At 65.1% G+C, this 26,710-nt stretch carries 20 protein-coding genes and 2 pseudogenes; 17 read left to right on the forward strand and 5 right to left on the reverse strand.

Translation table 11 applies throughout. The features are described from left to right. The first annotated feature begins 326 nt into the window (after window positions 1–326). Together W7U_RS09650 and W7U_RS09655 are read left to right on the forward strand one after the other, a co-directional pair. On the forward strand, window positions 327–1,430 hold the full coding sequence (locus W7U_RS09650; protein WP_008257408.1) for a helix-turn-helix transcriptional regulator: 1,104 nt from the start codon (window positions 327–329) through the stop codon (window positions 1,428–1,430). After that, window positions 1,427–2,560 (forward strand): helix-turn-helix transcriptional regulator, encoded by a 1,134-nt coding sequence (locus W7U_RS09655; RefSeq protein ID WP_008257409.1) that lies wholly within the window; start codon window positions 1,427–1,429, stop codon window positions 2,558–2,560. The genes W7U_RS09650 and W7U_RS09655 overlap by 4 nt, the downstream gene beginning before the upstream one ends. Window positions 2,561–2,639: 79 nt before the next feature. Here the strand turns inward: W7U_RS09655 and W7U_RS09660 are convergent, their stop codons facing one another. Then, window positions 2,640–3,866: a cytochrome P450 gene (locus tag W7U_RS09660; RefSeq protein ID WP_033717547.1), complete on the reverse strand. Its 1,227-nt coding sequence runs from the start codon at window positions 3,864–3,866 to the stop codon at window positions 2,640–2,642. A gap of 245 nt (window positions 3,867–4,111) precedes the next feature. After that, the gene (locus W7U_RS09665) at window positions 4,112–4,519 is read right to left on the reverse strand and encodes a nuclear transport factor 2 family protein (RefSeq protein ID WP_225325687.1); all 408 of its coding nucleotides are present in this window, start codon (window positions 4,517–4,519) and stop codon (window positions 4,112–4,114) included. A gap of 849 nt (window positions 4,520–5,368) precedes the next feature. On the opposite strand from W7U_RS09665, the gene W7U_RS09670 reads away from it, so the two are divergent. The 15 genes and pseudogenes from W7U_RS09670 to istB all read left to right on the forward strand — a co-directional run bounded on the left by W7U_RS09670 (window position 5,369) and on the right by istB (window position 23,031). After that, window positions 5,369–6,433: an NAD-dependent epimerase/dehydratase family protein gene (locus tag W7U_RS09670; RefSeq protein WP_008257412.1), complete on the forward strand. Its 1,065-nt coding sequence runs from the start codon at window positions 5,369–5,371 to the stop codon at window positions 6,431–6,433. Further along, window positions 6,430–7,350, forward strand: coding sequence for a TIGR03619 family F420-dependent LLM class oxidoreductase (locus W7U_RS09675; protein ID WP_008257414.1), 921 nt, complete (start codon window positions 6,430–6,432; stop codon window positions 7,348–7,350). Before W7U_RS09670 ends, W7U_RS09675 begins: the two co-directional genes overlap by 4 nt. Then, window positions 7,350–8,885: an adenylate/guanylate cyclase domain-containing protein gene (locus W7U_RS25025; RefSeq protein ID WP_139016036.1), complete on the forward strand. Its 1,536-nt coding sequence runs from the start codon at window positions 7,350–7,352 to the stop codon at window positions 8,883–8,885. Before W7U_RS09675 ends, W7U_RS25025 begins: the two co-directional genes overlap by 1 nt. Then, window positions 8,819–10,843 (forward strand): hypothetical protein, encoded by a 2,025-nt coding sequence (locus W7U_RS25030; protein ID WP_139016037.1) that lies wholly within the window; start codon window positions 8,819–8,821, stop codon window positions 10,841–10,843. The genes W7U_RS25025 and W7U_RS25030 overlap by 67 nt, the downstream gene beginning before the upstream one ends. A 122-nt stretch (window positions 10,844–10,965) precedes the next feature. Beyond that, window positions 10,966–11,346, forward strand: coding sequence for a nitroreductase/quinone reductase family protein (locus W7U_RS09685; protein ID WP_008257415.1), 381 nt, complete (start codon window positions 10,966–10,968; stop codon window positions 11,344–11,346). A gap of 764 nt (window positions 11,347–12,110) precedes the next feature. Further along, window positions 12,111–12,455, forward strand: coding sequence for an NADH-quinone oxidoreductase subunit A (locus W7U_RS09690; protein WP_008257416.1), 345 nt, complete (start codon window positions 12,111–12,113; stop codon window positions 12,453–12,455). Between the two features lie 161 nt (window positions 12,456–12,616). Beyond that, window positions 12,617–13,735, forward strand: a complete 1,119-nt coding sequence (locus W7U_RS09695; RefSeq protein ID WP_008257417.1) for a hypothetical protein — start codon at window positions 12,617–12,619, stop codon at window positions 13,733–13,735. Then, window positions 13,728–14,666, forward strand: a complete 939-nt coding sequence (locus W7U_RS09700) for a complex I subunit 1 family protein (protein WP_008257418.1) — start codon at window positions 13,728–13,730, stop codon at window positions 14,664–14,666. Before W7U_RS09695 ends, W7U_RS09700 begins: the two co-directional genes overlap by 8 nt. A gap of 3 nt (window positions 14,667–14,669) precedes the next feature. Further along, window positions 14,670–15,233 carry an NADH-quinone oxidoreductase subunit J gene (locus tag W7U_RS09705; RefSeq protein WP_008257421.1) on the forward strand — a complete coding sequence of 188 codons (564 nt, stop codon included), beginning with the start codon at window positions 14,670–14,672 and terminating at the stop codon, window positions 15,231–15,233. Then, entirely contained in the window at window positions 15,230–15,532 is a 303-nt protein-coding gene (locus W7U_RS09710; protein WP_008257429.1) for an NADH-quinone oxidoreductase subunit K, read from the forward strand. The genes W7U_RS09705 and W7U_RS09710 overlap by 4 nt, the downstream gene beginning before the upstream one ends. 17 nt (window positions 15,533–15,549) lie before the next feature. Next, on the forward strand, window positions 15,550–17,382 hold the full coding sequence (locus W7U_RS09715) for a proton-conducting transporter membrane subunit (RefSeq protein WP_008257430.1): 1,833 nt from the start codon (window positions 15,550–15,552) through the stop codon (window positions 17,380–17,382). A 2-nt stretch (window positions 17,383–17,384) separates the two neighbouring features. After that, complete coding sequence (locus W7U_RS09720) at window positions 17,385–18,875, forward strand: NADH-quinone oxidoreductase subunit M (RefSeq protein WP_008257432.1); 1,491 nt, start codon at window positions 17,385–17,387, stop codon at window positions 18,873–18,875. 18 nt (window positions 18,876–18,893) lie between these two features. Further along, window positions 18,894–20,297, forward strand: a complete 1,404-nt coding sequence (locus W7U_RS09725) for an NADH-quinone oxidoreductase subunit N (protein ID WP_008257434.1) — start codon at window positions 18,894–18,896, stop codon at window positions 20,295–20,297. Window positions 20,298–20,823: 526 nt separating this feature from the next. Beyond that, window positions 20,824–22,183: pseudogene (locus tag W7U_RS26175) on the forward strand (IS21 family transposase). Then, complete coding sequence (gene istB / locus W7U_RS09735; RefSeq protein WP_008257435.1) at window positions 22,180–23,031, forward strand: IS21-like element helper ATPase IstB; 852 nt, start codon at window positions 22,180–22,182, stop codon at window positions 23,029–23,031. The pseudogene W7U_RS26175 and the gene istB overlap by 4 nt, the downstream one beginning before the upstream one ends. Before the next feature lie 722 nt (window positions 23,032–23,753). Here istB and W7U_RS09740 read toward each other — a convergent pair. The 3 genes and pseudogenes from W7U_RS09740 to W7U_RS26915 form a co-directional block, all read right to left on the reverse strand. Beyond that, the gene (locus W7U_RS09740; RefSeq protein ID WP_008257437.1) at window positions 23,754–24,950 is read right to left on the reverse strand and encodes an ATP-binding protein; all 1,197 of its coding nucleotides are present in this window, start codon (window positions 24,948–24,950) and stop codon (window positions 23,754–23,756) included. Window positions 24,951–25,316: 366 nt separating this feature from the next. Beyond that, window positions 25,317–25,712, reverse strand: a pseudogene (locus tag W7U_RS09745) (response regulator); the annotation flags it as partial. Window positions 25,713–26,528: 816 nt separating this feature from the next. After that, the gene (locus W7U_RS26915; RefSeq protein WP_014942244.1) at window positions 26,529–26,654 is read right to left on the reverse strand and encodes a hypothetical protein; all 126 of its coding nucleotides are present in this window, start codon (window positions 26,652–26,654) and stop codon (window positions 26,529–26,531) included. Window positions 26,655–26,710 lie beyond the last annotated feature (56 nt).

Raw genomic sequence — 26,710 nt, forward strand, 5'->3', positions numbered from 1 at the left:
CGCGGCCCGTCAGCGGCCACCTCAGGCGCACCGGTCCTTGATCGTCCCGGCACCCACCATGCCGTCTCATTTCAGTAATCGCTGGCGCCGCCCTACCCCGTCGGTGGCTGCCCTCATCCGGGCGGCGCGGCCGATCAGCCGCAGCTACGACAGGCGCTGCAGCGGACGACATAACACCCGCCCGCGTGAGCATGCCTGAACACAAGCACCATGACTCGCCCAATGCCTCATGCAAATGGGTGAGATCCAGCTACTCTTCTCTTCATAGGATTCACACCTAGGAAGCTGCCCATGCGGATACCAGCCTGCGAATCAGGGGCCGGTCAATGGTCACGGTCGAGGACTTCTCGCGCCTAGTCTCCGGCATCTACGCCGCCGCGGTCACTCCCCGGCACTGGGAGCCGGCCCTCGACGAAGTTTGCCGCAGCCTAGGCGGGACGGTGGGCACGCTCAGTGAAGCCGTGGACGGAGTGTGGTCGATCCAGGCCACGACTGCGCCGGCTGACGTCGGTAAGTCCTATGCCGAGCATTACTACCGCCTGGATTATGTGCTCGCTGGGGTGGGAAACAGTCCAGTCGGCGCGGTGCGCACCGGGACAGAGCTGATTGCGCCGCGGACGAACTCGGAGTTCTACAACGACTGGCTGCGACCGAACGAACTCAAAGACGGCCTGTTCGTGGGCCTGACCAGTGGACAACGCCCCTCGTGTTTGATCGTGGCGGCGCCGAGGCGCACCGAGTCGTTCGACACGTCTGAGCGTATGAAGTTAATGAGCGGGTTGGTGCCACACTTGCGACAGGCGCTGCGCACGCAGGAGAAACTAGCGGCGCTGACCAACAGCGCGGTTGAGCTGGCAGGCGCGCTAGAGGTTGTCCGGCACGGGATACTCATCGTCGCGGGCGAGCATCTGGTGATAAACCTGAATTCGGCCGCCGAACGGATTCTTCGTTCGGAAGACGGGCTCTGCATACGGTCAGGACGCATCGCCGCAACAACCGCGCACGTCGAACAAGAGCTGCATCGGGCTATTAACGATGCCCTTGTCGGTGAGCGGTCCGCCATTCGCACAGGCCGGTCGCTCAGCTGCATTCGGCGCTCGGGCGAGCGGCCCTACGTCATTCACGTGCTGCCCTCGCACCGCCGCAATGCCGATGAGCCACTCCGGCAGCCAACGGCCCTGGTGCTGATTATCGACCCAGAGGACGAACCCGAACCCGCCGCAGCGTTGTTGCGCCGGCTCTACCAGCTCACCGAAGCGGAAGCCCAGGTTGCCCTACACGTGATGCACGGCGCGAACCTCAAGCAAATTGCACAGGAGTTGTCGGTCTCGGTGACGACGGTTCGCACCCATCTGCAACACGTCTTCGACAAAACTGACACCCACCGCCAAGCTGAGCTCGTCCGTCTACTACTCGCGCTAAGCCGATGACTGAGCGAATCCGGCGCCGGGCGACGGTCACGGTCGAGGACTTCTCGCGCCTCGTAGCCGACATCTACGCCGCGGCCGCCGCGCCCGAGCAGTGGGACGCGGCCATCCGCGACATTCAGCGCGCGCTTGGCGCGACAGGCGGTTCGCTGTTGAGGCGCGACGCTACACCCTGGTCGCTCTGGTCGTTCCAGGCTTCAACGATTCCCGTGGCCGCCTTCGAAAGCTATGCGACGCATTACCAGCGATTGGACTATGTGCTCGCTGCGGTGGACAAAAGTCCGGTCGGCGTGGTGCGGACCGGACCGGAAATCGTTGTTCCGAATCGAAACCCCGAGTTCTACAACGACTGGATGCGCCCTAACGGCATGGAGGACGGGTTATTCGTCCGGCTCACCGAGGGTCCGCACCCGACCTGTTTCCTGGTGATCTCACCGAAGGCGTCGCTCGACACGCCCGAACGCACGAAGGTAATGCGCGGCTTGGTGGTCCATCTGCAGCAGGCCGTGCGCACGCACAACCAACTCGAAGCTGCCCGAGCGCGCAGCGCTGACCTCTCGGGAGCGCTCGACGCGATCCGCGACGGTCTCATCATCGTCGGAACAGATTGCCGGGTGATCAGTCTCAATTCCACTGCCGAAGAAGTTCTGCGCGGCCACGACGGACTGCGCGTCGAATCGGGACGCCTCGGGTCAGCAATTATTCAGACCCAGCGGGAGCTGCACCGCGCGCTGCATCGTGCGCTGATCGGCGGCGATTCAGGGGTTCGTGGCGGAAGCTCCTTGATCTGTAGGCGCCCATCGGGCCTGCGTCCCTATGTGATTCAGGTGATCCCGCTGCATCGCACCAAAACTAATGAAAGGGTAGCGGAGCCATCGGCGTTGGTCCTGATCAAGGATCCAGAACGCGAAACTGATTCCGCCACAAGGCTGTTGCGCCGATTCTACCGCCTCACCGAGGGCGAAGCCGAAGTCGCGCTGCGGCTCACCCGCGGTGCAGGTCTGAAACAAATCGCCGACGAATTGTCCGTGTCGTATGAGACGGTTCGCACCCACCTACAACACGCCTTCGACAAGACCGACACCCACCGCCAAGCCGAACTCGTTGGTCTTGTGCTCGCACTCACTCCATGAAACCGCCGAGATTGAGGCCAACGGTCGTATGTCCCGCGTTGGCGCCGCTGGTGGATCCGTTCGCCGCGCTGGCCGATGCTCAATCTCCGGTGTCGAATTCGATAGGTAGGGTGGTCGGGCCGCTGAGCGCGGTCAGCGGCTTCCACGGGGCCGGTCCGGTGCGGCGCGGGTTGTGCATGCGTTGCGTCATGACGGTGAGGGCTTCGGCGAGCTCAAGGCGCGCGAGGTGCGAACCGAGGCAGTAGTGCATGCCCGCGCCGAACGTCTGCATCGCCGGGGCGCCGTCGCGGGTAATGTCGAGGCGGTCGGGATCGTCGTACACGGCGGGATCCCGGTTAGCCGCAGCCATATTCGCGAGGACCAGGGTGCCGGCCGGCATTATGACACCGGCGAATTCGACGTCATCGATGGCGGTGCGCAGCATCGCGAACGCCACCGGGGAATGCCGCATGATCTCCTCGACGGCATTGCCTGCCAGCTCGGGCCGCTGTCCGAGCAGTGCCCACTGCTCGGGATGATCGCACAGCACGTGGACCGCGGCGGCGAGCTGATTGCGGGTGGTGTCGGTGCCGGCCATCAGCAGGCCGGCGACGAGCATGCGCAGCTCGTCCGTGCCCAGGCGATCGCCGTCGTCTTCGGCGCGGATCAGCTCGGAGATCAGGTCGTCTGTCAATGTGTGCCGTCGGTCGGCGACCATGTCATCGATGTAGGCGTCTAGCGCCTCCCAGGCCGTGAGGATCGAGGGAGTTTGGCCAGCCACGTTCCAGCCGAAGACCTTGAAGATGTCGTCGGTCCAGTCGGAGAACAGTTGCCAGTCCTCGGCTGGCGCGCCGAGCAGCGCACAGATGATGGGGATCGGGTATTGGCGTGCGATGTCGGCGACCACCTCGCATCGCCCGTGAGCCGTGTGCCGGTCCACGAGTTCGGTGATGACGTCGTGGATCGTCGTGCGCAGCCGTGCGGTGGCTCGGGGTGTGAAGGCCTTTGACACCAGGCGGCGTAGCCGGTGGTGTTCGGCGCCGTCGAGACTGATCAGGTTGGTGGCGACGCGGTCCCATATTGGGCCGGAGGTAATGCCTTGTGCGGCAAGGAACATCCCTTGTGGTACGCGGAATCGTGAATCGCGTAGCACCGAGCGCACAAGTTCGTAGCTCAAGACTTCGGGCCCGTGGGTGCCCATGGCGATCGGCGCCCGAGCGCGGGCTTGCGCGATGAGCCGGTGCGCCTCCTCAGGATTGGGCACCTGCTCGTAGGCCAAGATGGGCAGCCCCGCCTCGAAGACGTTCGGGCAAACGGGCGTAGGCATCGTGTCGACGGTCATGATGGCCTCTCAGGCGGGGACAAGTCGGCTGGCCGTAGCGGTTGCAAGCCATGAGGCCATCGTTGTTTCGGTCTCGCGAAGGCACGTAAGTAGTGGGCTACTCATCTTTAGCTGTCGGGCACGCGGAACTGCCTGTCGTCACTGAGTCGTGCCTCCGGCTGCTCGTTCGACGCGCAGCGTGCCGGGACCATCTAGTTCTCGCGCCCGGGCAACGCCATGGCGACAGCGCGTCAATCCAACTGACTAACCACCGCGGCCGTGTCCAGCCATACATTCTCGCGGCTAATCAGCCCGTCGCGGAACTCGAAGACATGCAACATCCGAAAACTGATGCGCCGCCCGTTGCCCGGAAGCCCGAGCAACGATCCGATCACGGTGCCCGTCATGAGCATTTCGAGGATCATCGCGTCGCCGGCCACGTACCGGTGCAAAATGTTCCAGCTTTCGCTGCGGAAGTTGGCGGTGAGGTAGGCATAAAAGCCGCGGGCCCCGTCCTTACCGCGAGTGGGGCCATTGGGGAATCCGACTACATCATGCTCGATGTCGTCGGTGTACACCGCTACCGCGCCGTCGATATCTCCTTGACCTTCGGCACTCATGTGGCGGTCCACGAGTGCCCGCATCTGGCTGTCAGCCATCGCCGTCTCCCACTCCATTTCCCGGCACGAAGCCACACTTGATTCTCGTCGTCTCGGGCGAGCGGACAAGACCCCGGCGCGAGATCGCGTATGCGTGGTACCACGCCGTCATGCTGCGAAATGTGAGTAGTGCACCACTCATGTCGATTGGTCCAGCGCGATCCACTATTCCCAGTAACGGAACGTGAGCCAGCACAAGTGTCGAACTGTTCCCACGATGACACGAACGGAGGAATCACATGCGCGCCGCCGATATCACAGCTACGACAAGACCGCCCAGTCGAGATCGAGGGGCGGCACCTCATCAGCAATCAATCTCGGCCGTGAGGGGCGTGGAAATGACCGCAACACCAGACACCGATACCGGTGCACGGCATCGTGAGCCCACCGTTGAGGGCGCATCTCGTACGCCAGTCTTGATTACCGAGCAGGAGGTCATGTTCGGCACGGCGGTGGTTGTGCGGGCGAAGCCGACGGTACGCCGCTGGACCGGGACAGCCTCGGTTCTCTTGACGTCCATTCGCCGCATGGTTGCGAGCTCGCGGCGAGATGCCCGCCCAGTGCGTCACGACTGCCCGAGACACTACGCATTCCTTGAGTACTCCTGCATGGCCCGTGAAATGGATCGCCTCTAGGCGCGGGAACTCATCGACGCGCCCATCGCACGTCCTCGATTCGCCGGTTCGAGTCTGCTCGTGTCAACGCGCAACTGACCTCACCCATTTGGATGAGGAATTGCGCAGCCGAGAGTGGTTGGGTGCTGGCATGTTGCACCAGGCAGTGGGTGACGTTGGGGGCGGAATGGCTCAAATAGCTGTTCACCGTGGTGGAGGTGCGGGTCGGTGGCGAATGAGGGTCTTCGCCACAGGCGCGACCGGTTTAGTTGGCGCTCACACCGTACTGGCGCTGCTCGATGCGGGCCACGAGATGCGCTTGCTGGTACGCGACGAACCAAGGGCGCGGCGCTGGTTCGAGTCTCGCGGTCAGCACATCGAGCGCTTCGTCACCGTCGACATCACCGATCAGGCAGCCGTGCAGCACGCGATGGCCGGCTGCGATGCCGTGTTTCACGCCGCGGCATCCGTGTCGCTGGACCCGCGTAAGGGCCGGGAAACCTACGACACCAACGTCGGCGCGACGAGGGCGGTGCTCGGCGCCGCACACGCGCTCGGCATCGGCAAGATGCTGTATGTCTCCAGCGTCGCCGCGTTGTTTCATCCCGGAGCCGCCCGCGTCGACGAATCAACGCCGCTGGCCGATGTGTCCGAGGCGTATTCGCGATCCAAGCGCGATAGCGAAGAGTATGTCCGCGAGCTGCAGCAGCGCGGCTTGCCGGTGCAGATCACGTATCCGGTCGCCGTCGTCGGGCCCGATGATCCCAAGCTCAGTGCAGCCAACCGCGCGCTGGCAACCTTCGTCGGGCAGATGCTGCCGCGAAGTACAACGGGTTTCCAGTGTGTCGATGTGCGCGACCTGGCGCAGGCACACCAATGGCTGTTAGCGCATCCACCCAGCCGTGCCTTCGAGGACGCGCGCTACATCATCGGCGGCCACTTTTATGCGTGGGACCAGCTACGCGAGCGCCTCGAAGCGCTGCTTGGGCGGCGCATCTTCAGTCCACGCGTCTCGCCGCGGCTAATACGCGCGATAGGCACCACCGCGGATCGCGCCAAGAAGCTGGTGCCGTTTGAGACGCAGATCTCAGCCGAATCAATGGCGATCAACACCCTGTGGCCACCCGCGGACTCGAGCCGCTTTGTGGCGAAGTCGGGTTTGTGCTTCCGACCGGGGGAAGAGACCCTCGGAGACACCATCCGCTGGATGGTCGAGGCCGGGCATATCCCGGTCAAGAAGGCCGGCCGGCTGGGTACTCCCCATGCCGTGTCGGTTATCGAAAGGCACGGTGCCCCATGAAATTTTCCTTTGCAATGCCAAACACCGTCCGCGTCAAAGCACTCACGCAGCCCTTCGAGCTCGACGTGACCGGTCCGGATCAGATCGTCATGGCCAAACGTGCCGAGGACCTCGGCTACGACATGATCCCGATCCCGGAACACTTCATCGTCCCGAACGCACACGTGGAGCTGTCAGGACCCCACTACTTTCACTCGACGGTCGCGCAGGCGTGCATTGCCGGCGCCACACAACGCATCCGGGTCAACTCGTGCGTGACGCTGCTGCCGCTGCAACACCCAGTCATCATGGCCAAGGCGTTGTCGACGGCAGACTGGATGAGCGGCGGGCGCATCACAGTCACGTTCGGCGTCGGTTGGGACGCAGAGGAATTCAAGATTCTCGGCGTGCCATTCCACGAGCGCGGACGCATGGCCGACGAATACCTTGCCGCCATCGTTGAACTGTGGACGAGCGATTCGCCCGGGTTCGAGGGCAAGTACGTATCCTTCAAAGACGTTGCGTTCGAGCCAAAGCCGGTTCAGAAGCCGCATCTGCCGATCTGGATCGGCGGGGACGCCGAGCCGATGCTCAAGCGCGCGGCCCGATACGCATCAGGTTGGTTCCCGTGGCTGACGAGTCCGGCGGACATTCCCGCGAAGATCGACTTCATCAAATCTCAGCCAACGTACGACGGACGGCCGTTCGAAGTGCTGTACGGACTGGGCAGCTCGCAAGTCGGCGAAGGACACGTTGCCATCGACGACCCCACACAACAACCCGGCATGAGCGCAGAGGAAATCATCGACCAACTCGGCTGGTTCGCCGAGCTGGGAGTAACGATGACCGGGGTGCCGATCCCGCCGGTCAAGGACGTCAATGCTTACCTCGACTACGCGCAGTGGGTCATCGAGGAAGTCAAGCCAAAGGTGCCCTAGTGGAAGAGACGAGTCGGTTCACCACCGGAAAAAACGGGGACGGCCCCACTCGGATTGAAACTCCTGAGACGGGTTTGTCGATCGCAATGTCTCGGGGCGTAGGAGACTATGCCGAAGGCGGGATTGTCATGGATTTTTACGCGGTCGTTGATCAGGCGTTTGACTTACTTCGCAGTCGAGGCCGGGTCTCCTACCGCGCGCTCAGGCGCCAGTTCGATCTCGGCGATGATGATCTCGACGCACTCAAGGAGGAGCTGCTCTACGCACATTCTGACGCCGTGACTGAGGATGGACTCGGCTTGGCCTGGACCAGCCCGCCGCGGACGACCGCCAAAATCACTGAGCCAGAAAATACTTCGGCACAATTCGCAGAACGTCGGCACCTGACGGTGCTGTTCTGTGACCTCGTTGACTCCACTCCGCTCGCCGGGCGGCTCGACCCCGAGGACTTCAGCGAGGTGGTGCAGATCTATCAAGACACTTGCGAAAAGGTCATCGCCCGCTATGACGGGCATATCGGCGCATTTCTCGGCGATGGCCTGCTTGTTTATTTCGGCTTCCCCCGAGCCCATGAGGACGACGCGCACCGAGCCGTTCGCGCCGGCTTGGGAATCGTGGAGGCCATAGCGCAGCTCAACACGGGTCTGGTCGATAAGCGCGGGTTGTCACTCGATGTTCGCTTGGGGTGCCATACCGGGCTGGTCGTGGTGGGCGCGCTCGGGGGCGACGCGCGCCGCGAAGAGCTGGCGTTGGGCGAAACACCCAACATTGCCGCCCGCCTGCAAGGCGTTGCCGCTCCAAACACACTGGTAATCAGCGCCGCAACCCATCAGCTTCTGGGAGGCCTGTTTGCCTGTGAATCGTTAGGAACCCCAACGCTCAAAGGCGTCGCACAACCGCTCCAGCTGTACCGGGTGCTGTCGGAGAGCAGCGCCCGCACGCGCCTGGAAGCGCTCGGCATGGGCGGTTTGACCCCCCTGGTCGGGCGCGAACGCGAAGTGGCGCTGCTGCTAGACCGGTGGACCCAAGTACTCGACGGGCAAGGGCAAGTAGTGCTGCTGAGCGGCGAGGCCGGGATCGGCAAGTCCCGACTGGTACGGGCACTTACCGAAATTGCCGCCGAAGGCGACGCGTGGCTCATCCCAGGCCAGAGTTCGCCGTACCATCAACACTCGGCGCTGTATCCGGTGATCGACCTACTCGAGCGCATCGTGCTGCGGTTCGAACGTCAGGAGTCGCCGGAGCAGAAACTGCGCAAGCTGGAAGGGTTTCTGGTCCAAAACGGTCGGCCTTTGGCGGAGACCGTGCCGCTGTTCGCCTCCCTGCTTTCCATTCCGCTGACTGATGACTACGCGTCGCTCGACATATCCCCCGAACAGCAGAAGCAACGGACGCTGCGTGCGCTGATAGATGTCGTGATGCAGCGAGCAGCTCAGCAACCAGTCTTATTCGTCATTGAGGACCTGCATTGGTTGATCCCACCACGCTGGAACTGCTCGGTCTTCTCGTCGAGGAGCTTTCCACCGTCCGCGTGATGGCTCTTTTCACCTATCGCCCGGACTTCACGCCGCCATGGCCGGCCCGCTCAGGTGTCACCGAGCTGACTCTTTCTCGCCTTCCACCCGATGAGGTGCTCGAGTTGGTTGGCCACGTTACGCAGGGCAAGCAACTGCCGGCGGAGGTTGTGCGGCAGGTGGTCGCCAAGACCGACGGTGTGCCGCTGTTCGTTGAAGAGCTCACCAAGATGGTCCTTGAATCCGGCCTTCTGCGGGAGGAAGAAGACCGGTACGCGCTGACGAGCCGGCTCCCGCCGCTGGCGATTCCCAGCACGCTGCATGACTCGCTGATGGCACGCTTGGACCGCTTGTCGGCGGTCAGGGGTCTGGCGCAGCTGTGTGCCACCGTGGGGCGCGAATTCACGTATCCGCTGCTGAAAGCAGTCGCCTCGTGGGACGACGGCCCGCTGAAGCAGGGACTGCAGCAGCTGGTAACCGCCGAGTTTCTCTACCAACAGGGTTTGCCGCCACAAGCGACCTACCGCTTCAAACACGCCCTTATCCAGGACACGGCCTACGAGTCACTGTTGAAGAGCACCCGTCAGCGCCATCACCTACGCATCGCCGAAGTACTCGAATCTCGGTTCCGCGAGACCGTCGCAACGGAGCCGGAACTGCTCGCCCACCACTACGGCGAAGCCGGCTTGACCGCCAAGGCCGTCCCCTACTGGCAAGCCGCGGGGCAGCGAGCACTTCAGCGCTCCGCCAACCGGGAGGCGGTTGCCCATGTGACGCGCGGCTTGGAAGTCCTGGGCACCATGCCCGAGACGCCGGAACGCGCGCAACAGGAGCTCGGCTTGCAGATCATGCTGGGCGCTGCGCTGGGCGCCACGCAGGGCCAACAGGCGGTGGGTCACGTCTACACCCGGGCCTGTGAGCTGGCCCGTCAAGGGGGCAGCACACCGGAACTGTTCGCTGCCTTGTGGGGGTACTGGTATGCGCGTATCGCGCAGGGCCAGATGCCACCGGCACGGGAACTGGCCGCGGATTACCTCGAGCTGGCGCGCCGGCAGCGAGACCCGCTCGTACTTGCGGCGGGCCACCGGATGCTGGCCAATACCGCGTGGTGGCAGGGCGACTTGAAAGAAGCGCTAGACCACAGCCGTGAAGGCCTGGCTATTTACAATCCTGAGCAGCATCGTGCGAGCCTGGTCAGCTATGGACAGGACTCTGGAGTCTGCTGCGGTTGGATCCGAGCCCTCACCAAGTGGGTTCTAGGGTATCCGGACCAAGCCGTGCACAGTATGGACGAAACCCTGGCACGCGCCCGCGGACTGGCGCATCCCTTCAGCGAGGCGCAGACACTTCTCTTTTCCGCCCATCTGTATCAGTTGCTCCGAGAACCTCAGGCTGCGCGGGCCCGCGCTGAGGAGGCGTTGGCGCTATGTATCGAGCACGGCTTCGAGGCATATCGCACCTGGTGCCTGCTCCCCCGGGGGTGGGCTGAGGCACAGCAGGGACATGCGATGGAAGGCATCGCGAACATACACGAGGCGCTGGATGCGCGGCACGCAACCGGAGCTAAAGCCGTCCTACCGTGGTTCTACACCGTGCTGGGCGAGGCCTACGGACGAGCCGGAAATGTTGACGATGGCCTGCGTGCCGCAGAAGAGGCACTGGGGTGGGTCCAGCACAACGACGAGCATCTCTACGCGGCCGAAGCGTATCGGCAGAAAGGTCAGCTACTACTCGAACAGGACGCTGCGAACGCCGCCGAGGCGGAAGAATGTTTTCGGCGGGCCATGGACATTGCGCACCGTCAGCAGGCCAAGTCCTGGGAGCTACGAGCGGCAATGAGCATCACCCGACTCCGGTACAAGCAAGGCAACCGGCACCGCCCGGTGAAGGTTCTGGCAGCCGTTTACGACTGGTATTCGGAGGGGTTTGACACCGCCGACCTGCGGGATGCCAAGGCCTTGATCGCCGAAACGGGATAGACCGCAAAAGCACTCGGTTGGATCACTCAGGAGGTCACATGAGCTTCGATACCCCCAACGGCACCCGCGGCTCTCGCCAACCGCGCGCAAGTCGCGCGATGCGGTGGTTTAACAACTGGGCCATGAGCCGAATCCGAAAGAGCGGCAAGTTCATGGGCGGCATGGACGCATTGGTCCTGACGACAGTGGGCCGCAAGACCGGAGCACAACGTCGCACTCCAGTCGGCTATTTCCGCAGCGGCAATGACGGCTGGCTCGTCGTGGCCTCAGCCGCCGGCGCGGCCAGAAACCCGGCGTGGTACTACAACATCGCCGCACATCCCGACGAGATTCATATCGAGGTCGCCGGTCGCGAGATAGCCGTAAGCGCCGAGCAGCTCAACGGCACGACGCGCGAAAACGCTTGGCGACAGATCACCGCGGCCTCGCCCCGCTTCGCGCAGTATCAACAGAAGACGGACCGCCAACTGCCGGTGATCCGCTTGGTACCCCGCGCCGGCTGACCTCGATGAGTTGGTCTCGTCGTAACCCGAACGTACTAGTTATGTTTCATGACTGATGGCTCATGACTACGCGGCGTACGCCGTTGATCACACCTATGCGGAAGCACCGCGCCGACCATGTTCGTGGCTACACGAACCCTCGGATCGAGGGTGCCATCGAATTCATGGGACGAACCGCGTCCAATTGACGAACCTAGCCACGGCCATGAATGCGGCGCGGATGCGAAAGGGCTGCGCGAGCGGTGGTCTAGTCGCGTAGCGGGATCAGGCTGCGGCCATGGCGCTTATCTCTCCCAGCGGGTAGTTGCTCGATGACCTGACCAAGGCGGGGTTGCGTCAGGCCGACGAGGTGCCTGGCAGACCGTGTATCGACATCTGTCCGTCGACGCCCGTGGCGCCGACAAGGCCGTCGCGGAATGCCTCGTGATGAGAGTGCAGCCACCAACACCGCCCGGACCGGCAGCCACCACGCGCTGACCTCTGCTGACGGGCGGCGCGCAGCCCACCCCGGACAGACCGGACCCACCCTGGACGTCGGGGAGTCAGCCGAATCAGCGGGCGCGCAAGCTGATTGGCGCCGCATACCCATTACGGGTCAACTTTCGGGCTGCGTAGGTCGCCTGCGGCGGTGACGCGGCCGAGAATTAAGGGCAGCAATCGGTTCACGTTGGGTCGTCGAAGCGTGGTAGACCATAGTCTGGTCTGCTCCGCATATCGGACGTGGACAAGACTCGGCGCCCTGCGCGGGTGAAAGGAGTGCAGCCATGTATGCCGGTCTGGCCTCGACGCTGCTGGCCTCGCTAGCTGGCGTCGCGGGGATGTATGGCCTGCATCGGCTCACGGCAGTGCGGCCGGCCGCGTTGACGTCGCTTCCCTTCCAGTCGGGGTGGCGGCCCGAGGAGCACGCGCTGTCCCGGTATCACGTGCGCTGGTATCCAGCGACACTGGTCTTTCTCGCTTTCGACGTCGAGATGCTGTTCATGTACCCATGGGCCGTGGTCGTCGCACAGATGGGCACCACCGCGATCGTCGAGATGTTCCTATTTTTGGCCGCGTTGTTCGTCGCGGTCGCGTGGGCGTGGCGGGAGGGCGCACTGCGATGGGTATGACCGTCGCCTTAACCCGAGCCGCTACCCGCCGGGTCCACGTCCTGATCGTCGAGGTCCGAGGAAATTGGGTTCTGCGCGCAGCTGTGGAGCGCCGTGTCGCTGCTCGGGGCTGGTGTGCAGCGGTGTCCCCGGCGGACGCTGACGTTCTAGCGGTGTGCGGTATGCCCGGGTCCGAGTTGGGCGAAGTCGTCGAAAGGATCTGGGACCAACTGCCCGGCCCCCGTGTCCGCATCGACATTACTGACAAGGAGTCCATCGATTCAGCGCTGGACCGCGCAGGCGCGGAGCTGCTCGATTCCGGGCGACAACGAGACGATGCCCGTGATCGCGCACAATCGCCCGGCCCGGACCACAGGGGCCACCACGGCGGAACAGCCCATGGCGGCACGGATCACGGCGGGACGGACCGCGGCGCAATGGACCACAGTGGCCACCACGGCATGGACCACGGCGCGATCGAGCACGGCGACATGGACCACCACAACATGGACCACGACGCGATGGAGCACGGCGCGATGGAGCACGGCGACATGGACCACAGCGCGATGGACCACAGTGGCCACCACGGCATGGACCACGGCGGCATGGAGATGGCACCCGCCGGCATTGCTCTGGCCGAAGGCGGAGAGGACCGCGATGGCCTCGAGATGGATGTCCTGCACTTGCGTCTCGGCCCGGTCCTCCCGCACTGGCCGGCGGGGTTAGTGCTGCGGTGCTCATTGCAGGGAGACGTCCTCGCCGAGGCCGAGGCATGGATCGTCGATAACGACCATGAAAGCGGATATAAGGCCCCGCCGGAACACACCGAATTGGTGGCGGCTGCCCGACAGTGCGACCACGTCGTCGATCTGCTGGAGTTGTCGGGGTGGTGGCGGGCGTCGGTCATAGCGCGGCGGGCGAGGGACCTGTTGTTGGGCGACTCTGACGTCGATCGAGCGCGGGAGCTGCTCGACGGCCTGCATAAGATGCTCGGAAAGTCCAGATTGCTGCGTTGGTCGTTACGTGACCTCGCGCCGCTAACCGCTGAAAGTCTCGACCGTCATGAGCTGCCCGCGGCACTTGCCGGCGATACCTACGACCGGCTACTCACCCGAGTCGGTCAAGCGCGCACTCTCTTGCGAGAACCCTTAAGTTCCAGTCTATTTGAACTTGACTCGACAAAGATAAGCGATGCGCTACCGGCCGTGGTGCGCGGCTTGGACGTGGCCACTGCCCGCCTGGTAGTCGCCAGTCTCGGCATCGACACCGCGCGCGCAAACGAGAGCATCCCTCATGGGTGACCCGACGGTTACGACGGTGCCAGGCGTCTGGGCGCTCGGCGCCGCCGGGTTGCTCGGAGCACTCGGCCTCTATGCCGCCTCCCTCGATGGTGTGCTGACCGCCCGCGGCGACGGTGTCCGCACGGGCGGAGCGGCCACCCCGCTGTGGGAGGTGGCGCGTCTGATGCGGCAGCGTCGGCGCACCATCGTCGCGGCGGACACGCTGCTGTGGCGGGTCGGCGCCACGGGTCTGATCGTCGCCGCCATGTTGATGGTGACCGTGGTGCCGCTGGGCCGGTGGACGCTGTTCGATCTCGATGTGGGCGTCGTGTGGTTCAACGCGATGGACGTGATGGTGTGGGCGCTGGTGTGGCTCGCCGGTTGGGGTCCGAATTCGGCGCATTCGCTGATCGGCGGCTACCGATTCCTGGCCCACGGCTTGGGCTATGAGCTCCCGCTCATGTTCGCGCTGGTCGCTCCGGCCATTGCGGCCCAGAGCCTGCGTGTCGGCGCGGTCGCCGCGGCCCAGCAGCAATTGTGGTTCGCGGTGTGGATGCCGATCGCGTTTGTCGTCTATTGTCTTGGGGTAGCAGCCTTTTCGGTATGGGGCCCGTTCACGCCGGCGCTTGGCGCCGACGTCGGCGGCGGCGTGACCACGGAACTCTCCGGTGTGGACCGGCTAGTGTTCCACGCCGGGCGGTACGCGCTGCTGGTCGCCGGTGCCGCGTTCGCCGTGCCGATGTTCCTCGGCGGCGGCGACGGACCGTTGCTACCGCCTTGGTTGTGGGTGTTCCTCAAAACCGTTGCGCTGCTGACGGTTTTGGTATGGCTGCGTAGACGGGTTCCTGTCTTTCGGCCGGAGAAGTTCATGGAGCTCGGCTGGGTGGTCCTGCTGCCGGCCGTCCTCGTGCAAGACCTGGTCGTGGCCATAATCGCTACTTGGAGGAGCTGATACATGCTCGTCGATATCGTCTTCTGGATCTGCGCGGCGATCGCCGTGCTCGCGGGTGCGGCGGTCTTCCGGGTGACCTCGATGGCGCGCGCCACGTATGCGCTGGCGGTGTCGTTCGTCGCCGTGGGTGTCGCGGTGCTGCTGCTGGCGCAGAACTACATCGGCGTGGTGACGATCTTGATGATGGTGATGGAGATGGCGGTGATGGCCGTCTATATGGTCATGTTCATGGGCATGAACCCGGCGCTGATGCCGATGAGCATGGTGCACGACAAGCGCCGGGCCCTCACCGCCGCCGTGGGTACCTTCGTTCTGCTGGCGACCGGGATCCTGCTGGTCGACTGGCCATCGCGGCGCGGCGCACCACCACGCGATGTCACCGTGGCGCTCGGGGAGGAGTTGATGGGACCGAAGATGCTCGCGATGGCCGTTATCAGCCCAATCATGGTGGCCACCATTGTGGCCGCGATTGTGTTGGCGGCCAAGCGGAGCCGTTACGACCGGTTCGGCGATGACTTGAAACAACGTCCCGCCCGCGACCCGCAGCCGGGAGGTGTCGGGCGATGACCCTCGACACGGTGCTGCTGGTGGCGGCCGCGTTGTTCAGCGTCGGACTCTACGGTGCGCTCTCCCAGCAGGTCGTGGTGATGGTGATGATGGGTCTCGAGTTGATGATCAACGCGATCATCCTTGCCGCCGCGGGCTTTTGGTGGTTCCTCGCGCCGGCGCCCACCGGCCAGGTTTTGCTGCTGGTGATCATCGCGGCGATGACCGTGGAGATGGCAATGGGCTTCGCCGTCGCGACGCTGCTGCACCGCGACCACCGGGCCGACATGACCGACATGGCCGCCGAGCTGTCCGGCTAACCGTGGCAGGGGGCACATTGGCGCAGCTTTCGTTGTGGTTTTTGATCCTCGCGCCGGCCGTGGCCGGCGCGACGTTACTGCTGGGCCGCCGGTTCGAGCGGTACGCTGCGGCGATCTCGGTGACCACAGCGGCTGTCATGCTGGTGCTGTCGGTAGTCGTGAGCTTCGCCCGCCCGGAACTGGCCGTGGCGTTCATGGCCGGCGCGGAATTCGCGTTACGGATAGATGCGCTGGCCGCGGTGGTAGTTCCGATGGTGGCGGCGGTGACGCAGCTGGTGTTGGTATTCGCCGCCGGGGACATCCGGGAAGCGCCGGGCCGGTTCCACGGGTTGATGCTGTTATTCGCCTCGGCTGTCGTCGTGACCGCGTCGGCAACGACGTTGCCGGCGCTGCTGTTGGCGTGGGAGGTGATGGGGGCGGCGTCGTATGCGCTGATCGGGTTCAGGTGGCGCGACGAGTACCGAATGTCGGCCGGGCTCACCGCCTTCCTGACCACCCGCACCGCCGACCTCGGCCTCTACCTGGCTGCGGCGGCTGCGCTGGCCGGTGGCGCGGGGCTTGCGCTGGCCGACCTGCCCGGCGCGAGCGGCGGCTGGCGGCACGTCACCGCGTTCGGGGTGCTGCTCGCGGCGCTCGGCAAGGCCGCGCAGCTGCCGTTCTCGTTCTGGCTGTCCCGGGCCATGGAGGGTCCCAGCGCGGTCAGCGCGCTACTGCACTCGGCCGCGATGGTCGCCATGGGCGCCTACCTGCTGCTGCGGACGCAGCCGCTTCTCGCGGCCACCGGGTGGGCCGCGCCGGCTGCGGCATGGATAGGTGGGGGAACCGCGCTGCTGTTGGGCGCGGTCGCGGTGGCGCAGCGTGATCTCAAACAGCTGCTGGCGGCCTCGACCGCAGCGCAGCTCGGATTCGTGGTGATGGCCGCGGGTGTGGGCGCCGTCGGCGGCGGCGCCGCGCAGCTGATCGCCCACGCCTTCACCAAGGCCGGATTGTTCCTTGCGGCCGGCGCCTGGTTGTCGGTACTGGGCACCAAGCAGCTCGACGACCTTTGGGGGGTCGCGCGACGGTGGCGGCTCCTGGGCTGGTCGGCCACCGTCGGCGCCCTGGCTCTGGCCGGCGTTGCGCCGCTGTCGCTATGGGCGACCAAAGACACGGTGCTGGCCGCAGCCCTGCACTACTCCCCCGCCCTCTACGCCGTGGGATTGGCCGCGTCGGCTCTCTCGGCGGCCTATGCCGGAAAGGTCCTAACCGTGCTGTGGCGCACCAAAGCTGCCGACAGCAGCCCCGGCATCACGCGAGACGCCCTCGGCCCCAACGCCTTCCAGCAGGCCCCTATCGTCGTCCTCGCGGTCGGCGCCGCAGCGGCGGGAGTGTTGGCGTTGCCGCCGGCCGGCTCGGCTCTTACCCGGGCGCTGCGCGGCACCGCGAGCCCACCCGCGACGGCGCTCGAGCTGCTGGGCTCGGCGGCGCTAGCGGTCATCGTCGTCGCGGCGGTGGCGCACTGGTGGGTACCCGAGCCCCGGTGGGCAGGCGGCTGGCTCGGCCTGGAGCAGGTCGCGCATCTCCTCGTCGTCCGGCCCACATTCGGCCTCGCACGCATCCTGGCGCGATTCGACGACCGGGTGCTCGACCGGGCCGTGGAGGCAACCGCCATCCACTCGCTACGGGCAGCGCACCGTTTGGCGCACACGGACATTCGCGCGGTCGACGGTGCGGTGGAAGCGGTCGCGGGTTGGATGCGCGGGCTCGGTGAATTGGCGCGCCGACCGCAAACCGGCCAGCTGCACCAGTACTACCTCGCGGCTGTGGTGGTGCTGGCATTCGGTGCCGTGGTCCTGGTCGTAGCGAGGTGAGCGTGCTCAGTGTGATCGTTTTCCTGCCGCTGGCGGCGGCCCTGGTGCTGCTGGCGCTGCCGCGGCTTGGCGGTGCTGCGGCAACCTGGATTTGGGTTGCGGTCACAGCCGCCGATGTGGCGCTGACTGCGGTGGTGTGGGCGCTGTATCAGACGCCGAGGCCTGGTGCGCTGGCGTTCGAGGAGAAGGCTCGGTGGATACCCGGGGTCAACAGCAGCTACCACCTAGGGGTCGACGGGCTATCGTTGCCGCTGGTCGTCATGACGGCGGTGATCTTTCTGGCCTGTGCCCTCTACAGCCTGCGCGGCCGCGACCGGCCTAAACCGCTGGCCGCGCTGTTTTTGTTCCTGCAGACGGTGAGCCTGGGTCTATTCGTGTCCGCCGACCTGATCCTGTTCTTCGTTTTCTTCGACTTGTCCATCGTGGCAATGTATTTCGTCATCGCCGGATGGGGCCATGGCGACGCCGGCCGGTCGGCGCTGAAGTTTTTCCTCTACACCTTCCTGGGTTCGCTGGCGCTGCTCGTCGGTTTCATCGGCCTGTATATCGCGGCCCAGCCGCACACGTTCGACATGGTGACCCTGGCCGCCAGCACACCTCTGGGCGGCAGCCCCGTCGCCGGCGGCTTGGTTCTCGCGGCGATCCTGCTGGGACTGGCAGTCAAGACTCCCACCGTCCCGTTCCATACCTGGCTGCCGCCGGCGCACACCGATGCCCCCGCGGTCGGCTCGGCGGTGCTCGCCGGGGTGCTGCTGAAGATGGGCGCCTACGGGTTCGTGCGGATAGCAATGCCGATGCTGCCGCAGGCCTGGCGCGCGTGGGCGTGGGTGATCATCGTCGTCGGCGTGGTGTCGGTGCTCTACGGCGCGCTGGTGGCGTTGGCCCAAAACGACTTCAAGCGGATGGTCGCCTACACGTCGGTCAACCATATGGGCTACATCGTGCTCGCGGTCGGTGCGGCCGGGCTGATCGCGGGTGACACCGCCCAGGCTCGCGGGGTTGCGGTCACGGGCGCCGTCACCCAGATGGTCAGCCACGGTTTGATCACCGGTGCGCTGTTTTTGATCGCCGGCGTGTTTTACGAGCGCGCTGGGACATACGACATGAACACCTTCGGAGGGCTCGCCGGGCCGGCCCCGAAACTGGCTTGGCTCTTCGCCGTCGGCGCATTCGCCTCCCTGGGCTTGCCGGGCTTCTCCGGCTTCATCGCCGAATTCCAGATCTTCACCGGCAGTATCGCCGCCGCACCGATCACCGCCGTCGCGCTGCCCGGCATTCTGGTCACCGCGGCGCTGTTTCTGCTCGCGCTGCAGCGCATCTTCACGGGCGAGACGCGCGGACACTCGGTGGGATTTGCCGACCTCCGTTATTCCGAAACGTGTTCTGTCGGAATGCTTCTCGCCTTATCCGTCGCCATAGGCGTGTTTCCGCGGCCGTTGCTCGATCTGATCGAACCCGCCGCTCACGCGCTCGTCGGGCTGGTCGGGCGGTAGCCGGACGTGGAGACGGGGATGCGGCCGCTGCTGATGCTGCCCGAGATGCTGGTGTTCGGCGGCGGGCTGGTGGTGCTGATCAGCGGATCGTTCCTGGCCCGGCGCCGGCAGTGGTGGGCCCGAGGAGTCGCCGCCGCCGCGCTGTGCGGTGCCATCGCCGTCGCGGTGGTCGGGATGGCCGGTCCGGATCGGACCGCTTTTGACGGCACCTTCGCCGCCGACACCGCCACGGGCGTGGCGCGGATCGTGGTCATGGTCGGGACGCTGTTGGTGCTCGCTGTGGCCGCCGGTGAAATCGCCGGCTCGGTCCGCGAAAGCGAAACGTACGCACTGCTGCTGTTTTGCACCGCCGGAGTTATGGTCCTGGCCGGAGCCGACGATCTGCTCGTGCTGATAACCGGATATCTGCTGGCCGGCATTCCGCTCTATGGGCTGATCGGGCTGGTGCGCTCCGCGAAGGGCGCCGAGGCGACGATGAAGGCCTACCTGATAGGCGCACTATTCGGGATCGTCCTGATGCTCGGCGTGACCGTTCTGTACGGGATTTCCGGCAGCACCCGCTACGACGGCCTGGCGGCCGGTCTTGGCGGTGCGCCGCCCGCCGCTGTCGCCGCAGGACTGCTCGGTGTCGTCGCGGGCCTGATGTTCGAAGCCGGCGGTGTGCCCGCGCATTTCTGGATTCCCGATGCGGCACAAGGGGCGAACGGGACCGCCGCCATGTTCTTGACCACCGTGCCGAAGATCGGTGCGTTGACCGCGCTGTACCGCCTGGTCGAGGTGCTGCCCGGAAAGACTGCCTGGCCGTTGCTGGTCGCCGTGCTCGCCGTCGCAAGCATGACGTTGGGCAACCTCGCCGCCTACTGGCAACACGATCCTCGGCGGTTGCTGGGCTGGTCGACGATCAGCCAGGTCGGCTACCTGCTGGTTCCGATCGTCGTCGCCGGCCGCACCGGGCTCGCGCTCCCCTCGCTGCTGTTCTATCTCGCCGGCTACACGCTCACCAACAGCGCGGCATTCGCGGTGAGCACGGCGCTACCGGACCGACGCCAGCTCGACTCCTACCGGGGTCTGGCTTACGTTCGGCCCTGGCTGGCCGGGGCGCTGGTGGTCGCGCTGCTCGGCCTGGTCGGAACTCCGCCGACGGCGGTCTTCATCGGCAAGCTCACGACGGCGACGGCGGCGTGGGACGGTGGCCAGGCGTGGCTCGCCGTGGTTGTCTTCGTCAACTCCGTGGTTAGTCTCTTCTACTATCTGCGCTGGATCATCCCGTCGTTCCAGCGGCCTGCCGAAGGCGTGAGAGACGGCGTCGTCACGGCGGAGAAATGGTCCGCACGCACCGCGATAGTGGCGGCGGGCCTTAGTCTGGGGCTCGGAATCGCAGCCGGTGCCGTCTGGGAAATGCTCCCCAGATCGCTGATGTAGCCGCGCTCTCAGACTAGGTCCGTCGGCTTGCTGACCAGTCGGCAACCAACGGCCATCTTCCGCTTGCGACTATTCGCACAGGACCCCGATCCACCACCAGGCACGTGTCGGTGCTAGGAGCTGCGACCCTCTACAACAAGCTCGCCAAGGTGAAGCTGCCAAGCCGGCACCATTGAGCTTGCGCCCGTTGAGGTCTGGGCCACGCACACACTTCAACTGTGCCTCAACACCGCGGACATCCGGCCCACGGCGACCTGGCTGACTCATACGAATCCGCGTCGGCCTAATACACCGGCTCCGGAAGATGTCAGAGCCGATTCGCGCAGCATGGCGTTTTCCGGCGGAGCCTACGCCGCACTAGGCGTTAGGAACCTCTGACACAGTGACTGTGACCGCGCTCACTGAAATTCCCCACTGACGCTCATCGAAAATCCCCACTCGTGTGGCTCCGCCGAGAAGGGCGGGCCCCCTTCGAAGCTTCTGGTGTCTGACGCCAGTTGCTCCATCGAAGGAGGCCCGCTTTCTCATGCTCACATGGGAGGACGATGTGGAAGTACATGCCCTACGCAAACGTGGTTGGACGATCTCGGCGATCGCCCGACACACCGGCTTCGACCGCAAGACGGTCCGCAAGTACCTGGCCGGCGACGGCAAGCCGGGGGTGCGTGCCCGGCCTGACCCTGATCCGTTCGATCCTTACGTCGACTACGTCACCGCGAGGCTGACCGAGGACCCGCACCTGTGGGCCCGCACCCTCTACGACGAACTCGAGGATCTCGGGTTCGTCCTGTCGTATCAGAGCCTGACGCGCAACATCCGCATCCGGGGTCTGCGACCTGTCTGTGAGGCGTGCCGGACCGCCACGCAACGCCCCAACGCGGTAATCCCACATGCGCCGGGTGATGAAACCCAATGGGACTGGCTGGACTTGCCCGATCCACCGGCATCGTGGGTTGGGGCAAGGCCGCGCACCTGCTGGTCGGCTCGCTGTCGCACTCGGGCAAGTGGCGCGGCTATCTGGCCCCGAGCGAGGACCAGCCGCACCTGGTCGCCGGTCTGGACCGCGTGACCCGTGGCCTGGGAGGGTGCACGCGGGTGTGGCGCTTTGACCGGATGGCCACGGTCTGCGATCCGGGCAGCGGGCGGGTGACCGCCTCGTTCGCCGGGGTGGCCAAGCACTACGGCGTCTCGGTGGCGATCTGCCCGGCCCGGCGCGGTAACCGCAAGGGGGTGGTGGAGAAGGTCAACCACACCGCCGCGCAACGCTGGTGGCGCACCCTGGCCGACGACCTCACCGTCGAGCAGGCGCAAGCGAGCCTGGATCGCTTCGCCCGGGTGCGAGGCGACACACGCCTGCGCTCCACCGCCGACGGCCGCTCCTCGGTCGCCGTGGTGGCCAAAACCGACCACTGCAACCGGTACCGGCGCAGGCGTATCCGGTGATCGTGGCCGAGATCCGCACCGCCTCGCGCCAAGCGATGGTGTCCTACCGCGGTAACCGCTACTCGGTGCCGCCGGAACTGGCCGCCGCCAATGTGGTGGTGTCACATCCGGTCGGCGGGCAGTTCTGCGACATCGCCACCATGAGCGGGATCGTGATCGCCCGACACCGACTGGCCGCCGACGGGCTCGGCGTCATGGTGCGTGACAGCGGCCATGTCATCGCCCTGGACGCCGTGGCAATGGCCACCGCGGCGACCGGACGCCCGCACCGCCGCAAGGAACGCATCCCACCCGGTCCGGCAGCCAAAGCCGCTGCCGCACAACTGCTTGCACTCAAGCAGCCATCCAACACCTCAAGTGAAACGTCCACTCCGTCAACCGATTCCACCGTCATCGATCTGTCCGCCTACGAGCGGGCCGCGCAGAACAGGACCATCCAATGACCCCTACTCCACGCACCAACAAGGCCCCCACCAGGACCGAGGAATCGCCATCGGCTGCGGCGAGCCGCTATCAGCAGCTGCGCTCGCACCTGGCCGAGCTCAAACTGGCCGCGGCCGCTGAAGCCCTACCGGCGGTGCTGGATCAGGCCACCGCCGAGGGGCTGTCACTGACCGTGGCGTTGGAGCGACTGCTGGCCGTGGAGGTCGAGGCCAGCACTGCCCGACGGTTGGCCGGCCGGTTGCGGTTCGCCTGCCTGCCCACCCCGGCCACCCTGGCCGATTTCGATGTCGATGCTGCCGCCGGGATCGACCGCAAGCTGATCGACGAACTGGGCACCTGCCGTTACCTGGAAACCGCGACCAACATTCTGCTCATCGGCCCACCCGGGACCGGAAAAACGCACCTGTCCGTCGGGTTGGCCCGCGCTGCCGCCCATACCGGCTACCGGACCTACTTCACCACCGCCGCCGATCTGGCCGCACGGTGTCACCGTGCCGCGATCGAGGGACGCTGGGCCACCACCATGCGGTTCTACGCCGGACCGACCCTGCTCGTAATCGATGAACTCGGATACCTGCCGCTGCCCGCCGAAGCCGCTTCGGCGCTGTTTCAGGTTGTCTCCCAACGCTATTTGAAGACCAGCATCGTCATCACCACCAACCGCGGGGTGGGTGCTTGGGGAGAAATCCTCGGCGACACCACCGTGGCCGCCGCCATGCTCGACCGCCTGCTGCACCGCTCCGTGGTCATCAACCTCGACGGCGAGTCCTACCGGCTACGCGACCACCACGACGCCGCGGAAACCCTGCGCCGGACCACCACCGGCACCCGCCAACCACTACACTGACCGCTGCTCACAGGTGAGGAATTTCGGCGAGCACACCTGGGGACTTTCGATGAGCGCCGTCAACTGCGGCGTTAGTGTCCGCCGCCACCATGTCCGCCGCCGCCGTGGCCGCCACTACCACCATGTCCCCCTGGACCTCCGTGGTCATAGCCTCCGTGGCCATAGTAACCGTGGCCGGGTCCGGGGTCCTCGCAGCCAGGATTCCAATACCCGTAGCAGGGGTGTCGGCAAGGGTCCGAGCTGGGCTTGGGCACCGGCTGCGGAGGTGGCGCTGGCAAGTCCCAAACCAGCGGTCATGACGGCGGTCGCCAAAGCAAAGCGCTGTGGCTTCACCAATGGAATCATATGTAATGGGTATCCAGCGACTTTGTGGCAAAATCGATGCTTGGCTTAGGCCTCGGACGATTCTGCGGCAGGTTTTGGCGGGCCGGCGCATCGCGGTGATGGCATCGAGTGGCCATCATCGTCGCACACAGCCGGGCAAGGCTCCCGGCGCGGGAGCACACATATGTGCGCGGCCGTCCGGACGTATGCGGCGAGCACCATAGCCGTGTCGGGACGCGCCGCCATGGCGTCGTGCCGCAGCGAACACCAGACCGCATCAGCGCCCTTCAAATGGCGTCCAACTCAGCCTTACCAATCGCGGGATGTCGTTACTAGAGGCGAACTCGGTGGCAGCACTGCTCGCCCGGGGGCCGCCCCAGTCGGGATCGGCGTCGACACTAAGTAGAGCTGGCTCTTTCGCCCGCGGATATCACGGTTTCAAGGGTGCGCTCGGCACCCGATGCAGCCAGCGGCAGAGTGACGGTGAACGCGGCGCCTTTACCGACGCCGTCGCTGGCCGCAGCGACGCGTCCGTTGTGGGCCTCGACCAGCGCCTTGACGATGGCTAGTCCGATTCCGCCTCCGCCGTAGCCCCGGTCGTGGGTGAGATCGGCTCGATAGAACCGTTCGAACACATGGGGTAGGTGTTCGGCGAGGATGCCCTCACCGCTGTCGACGACCGAGAGCGTAAACTCATCGCCCTCCACAGCCGCGCGGACTTCGACGCGTCCTCCCGGCGGCGTGTGGCGCAGCGCGTTGTCAAGCAGGTTGCCTAGAACCTGAGATAGCCGTTGCGAGTCCCCCCGCAGCGGGGGCAGGTTGGCAGGTAACGTGACGACCAGATCGACATGTTTGCTTCGATAGCGTTCCTGCGCGGCCGTCACGGCAGCATCGATCAGCTCGCGCACGTCGATCCAGCTAAAGGCCATCGAGAAGGCACTCTCTTCGGCTTGGGCGAGTGCAGCAGTGTCCTCGGAGAACCGCACTAGCCGGCGGGTCTGGTCGCGCAGCATCGCGGTGGTCTGCGGGGTCAGCGACCGCACCCCGTCTTCGAGCGCGTCCATATAGGCATCCAGCACCGAAGCGGGGGTGCGGATCTCGTGGGCCAGGTCGCCGAACAACTGGCGCCGAGTAGCGTCGACGGTCTGTAGCCGCGCCGCCATCTGGTTGAACGAGTCAACGAGGGTGTCGAAATCCTCGTCGAGGCGGGTAGGCGAAATCCGGATGTCGTATCGGCCGCGGGCGACCTCGGTCGCAGCTGCGGCGACCTCGGTGACCGACCGTTGCAGCCGGCGGCTGACATACCAGCTGACCGCCAGCGCCATCAACGCGGAAATGGCAAGGGCGCCGCCGACGGCCACGGCGGTGGCCGATCTGTAGGCATGGTCGGCATGTATTTCCAGGAAAGAGTTGACGGGCACCTTCCCATGCATGTGCTTATGGAAAAGCGGCGGTCCGACGACGGCGGCAATTGCCCAGGTGGCCGCTGCACCGGCGGCGAGCACTAGTGTCTGGGCCAGCACTAGGCGCAACCCGATGCCGGGCCGGCGCAAGAACCGGCGCGGCTTCGCACCCGGTGTGGTGTTGTCACTCATTGGCCAATTCCCATCCGATATTCGACGCCGGTCACGGGCGATAATCGATCGCGGCCCAATTGCTCGTCGCCGTGTTCGTTCGACTGTCGTCGCCGTGTTCGCTCGACTGTATGCGAAGGGCCTTGCCGAGCCGGTCTGGACGAGGTGATCTTTCCTCCCCAAGGTCTACGCGGGTCAAGCCCTTTGTCGTGATGTGAGAGGTGACTCGGTCGACTGCCCTTCTGGGTCGCAGTCTAGGCCTTTCGCCATTCCGCAGGAGTCAAGTTGCGTGCCAGGCAAGAAGTGCACGAAGGCGACGCACCGAAATTCCGCCTGCTAGTCGGCCGTGGCCTTGGTGCCGACGTCCCCGCTCCCTGGCTGCATAGTGCGCGGTCGGCGCAGCATCGCGAGGATGCGGGCGACGAGTTCGCGGGGCCTAAAGGGCTTGGTCACATAGTCGTCGGCGCCGACCGACAATCCGATCAGCGTGTCCGCCTCGGTGCCGCGGGCAGTCAACATCACAACATAGGCATCGGAGAAGGTGCGCAGCTGGCGGCAGGTTTCAATGCCGTCCATCCCCGGCAAGCCCAGATCAAGAACAACAACATCAGGGTGAAACGCACGGGCCAAAGTGAGCGCATCGGACCCGTCGTGAGCGATACATACTTCGAACTGCTCATGCTCGAGATAACTGGCGACCACTCCCGCCAGCGAAACTTCGTTGTCGACCACCAATGCCCGATGGCCTGCGCCGGTCACTGAAGTCTGCGGCACTGTTTCCATCCGTCCATAATGCCTGCCGCGATCATGCTGTATCAGTTTTCCGGCGCTTGAGCGATGTCGAGGGAATCTTCGCGCGTTCTGCGCTGGTGTCGCGGCGATCGTCCCCTTCGACCGGGAACCTGTCGGTGTCCTCGGATTGTCATGACCGAATTCTTACCGAGCCTGCTTCTGCCGCGCGGGCTCTCACCGCCCCGACCGCTGCGGCTCCGGTTTCTCCTCACCGGCGAGAATGACTCGCGCAATACTCTGGGGGAGCAAGTTGGGATCAGTGAGGCGCGGTGGTCTCACCACCCTTGTCACCACATCATCAGACTGGCGCGCCGCGCCCGCGTGATTCTACGCTGACTTTGCTGATGGCTTTAAGGATCATCGCCGCGCTGATCGTTAGTGACCGGACGGGCACGTGCCGTTGCCGCCGGGCCTCGGCCATGAAGGATCCAACATCCTTGTCGCCCTTAACGACTGCGCCTCTTGAGCAAGGATGCTCGGCGAAGTCAGTTCAAACTGCTCCGTCAAGCCGTGCGTTCTTTCGCAACAAGTAGGACCTTGTAAGTTGCTGGTTCGCAATGCACAGGTCAGGTGCGCGGTTCCGATTTTTGGGTCGCGGTGCTGTTACAGTCGGGTCATTGTAAGTTTCAGCGGCACCCCGACGAGTTTTCGCCTGAGGTCCACCGTTCTCGTGTTCGGCGCGGCGGTGCTACTCGTCTTGGGCGCCAGAGTCGTCCTGCCCTGCTGTGAAGCCTCCCCGGTCCATCCACATCGCTCGGTATCGGCATCTGCGGATCGTGTTCTCGCGCTTGCCAGTCACGACCATGTTCAGGATGAATCCATCTGTTCGTCCGACATATCTGCTGCTGCGGTCTTACCGCGAATCGCGCCGCGGGCCGGTTCTGATTTCATCGCCATGGCGGGCATCGCCATTGCCGGGTGGCTGGCGGCCATGCTGTCGCCAATGATGCGGCCGCCGGCCGGTCGGCTCGCGGCTTCGTGACCGGCAA

The sequence above is a fragment of the Mycobacterium sp. H4Y genome (assembly GCF_000364405.1).
GTDB lineage: Bacteria > Actinomycetota > Actinomycetes > Mycobacteriales > Mycobacteriaceae > Mycobacterium > Mycobacterium intracellulare.

Excerpts from the sequence above, each read along its gene's own strand:
- W7U_RS09675 (WP_008257414.1), top strand. The coding sequence starts at position 6,430 with ATGAAATTTTCCTTTGCAATGCCAAACACCGTCCGCGTCAAAGCACTC.
- W7U_RS09670 (WP_008257412.1), top strand. The coding sequence starts at position 5,369 with ATGAGGGTCTTCGCCACAGGCGCGACCGGTTTAGTTGGCGCTCACACC.
- W7U_RS09700 (WP_008257418.1), top strand. The coding sequence starts at position 13,728 with ATGGGTGACCCGACGGTTACGACGGTGCCAGGCGTCTGGGCGCTCGGC.
- W7U_RS09740 (WP_008257437.1), bottom strand. The coding sequence starts at position 24,950 with ATGAGTGACAACACCACACCGGGTGCGAAGCCGCGCCGGTTCTTGCGC.
- istB (WP_008257435.1), top strand. The coding sequence starts at position 22,180 with ATGACCCCTACTCCACGCACCAACAAGGCCCCCACCAGGACCGAGGAA.
- W7U_RS09685 (WP_008257415.1), top strand. The coding sequence starts at position 10,966 with ATGAGCCGAATCCGAAAGAGCGGCAAGTTCATGGGCGGCATGGACGCA.
- W7U_RS09650 (WP_008257408.1), top strand. The coding sequence starts at position 327 with ATGGTCACGGTCGAGGACTTCTCGCGCCTAGTCTCCGGCATCTACGCC.
- W7U_RS26915 (WP_014942244.1), bottom strand. The coding sequence starts at position 26,654 with ATGGCCGCCAGCCACCCGGCAATGGCGATGCCCGCCATGGCGATGAAA.
- W7U_RS09655 (WP_008257409.1), top strand. The coding sequence starts at position 1,427 with ATGACTGAGCGAATCCGGCGCCGGGCGACGGTCACGGTCGAGGACTTC.
- W7U_RS09665 (WP_225325687.1), bottom strand. The coding sequence starts at position 4,519 with ATGGCTGACAGCCAGATGCGGGCACTCGTGGACCGCCACATGAGTGCC.
- W7U_RS09705 (WP_008257421.1), top strand. The coding sequence starts at position 14,670 with ATGCTCGTCGATATCGTCTTCTGGATCTGCGCGGCGATCGCCGTGCTC.
- W7U_RS09695 (WP_008257417.1), top strand. The coding sequence starts at position 12,617 with ATGCCCGGGTCCGAGTTGGGCGAAGTCGTCGAAAGGATCTGGGACCAA.
- W7U_RS09660 (WP_033717547.1), bottom strand. The coding sequence starts at position 3,866 with ATGCCTACGCCCGTTTGCCCGAACGTCTTCGAGGCGGGGCTGCCCATC.
- W7U_RS09725 (WP_008257434.1), top strand. The coding sequence starts at position 18,894 with ATGCGGCCGCTGCTGATGCTGCCCGAGATGCTGGTGTTCGGCGGCGGG.
- W7U_RS09690 (WP_008257416.1), top strand. The coding sequence starts at position 12,111 with ATGTATGCCGGTCTGGCCTCGACGCTGCTGGCCTCGCTAGCTGGCGTC.
- W7U_RS09710 (WP_008257429.1), top strand. The coding sequence starts at position 15,230 with ATGACCCTCGACACGGTGCTGCTGGTGGCGGCCGCGTTGTTCAGCGTC.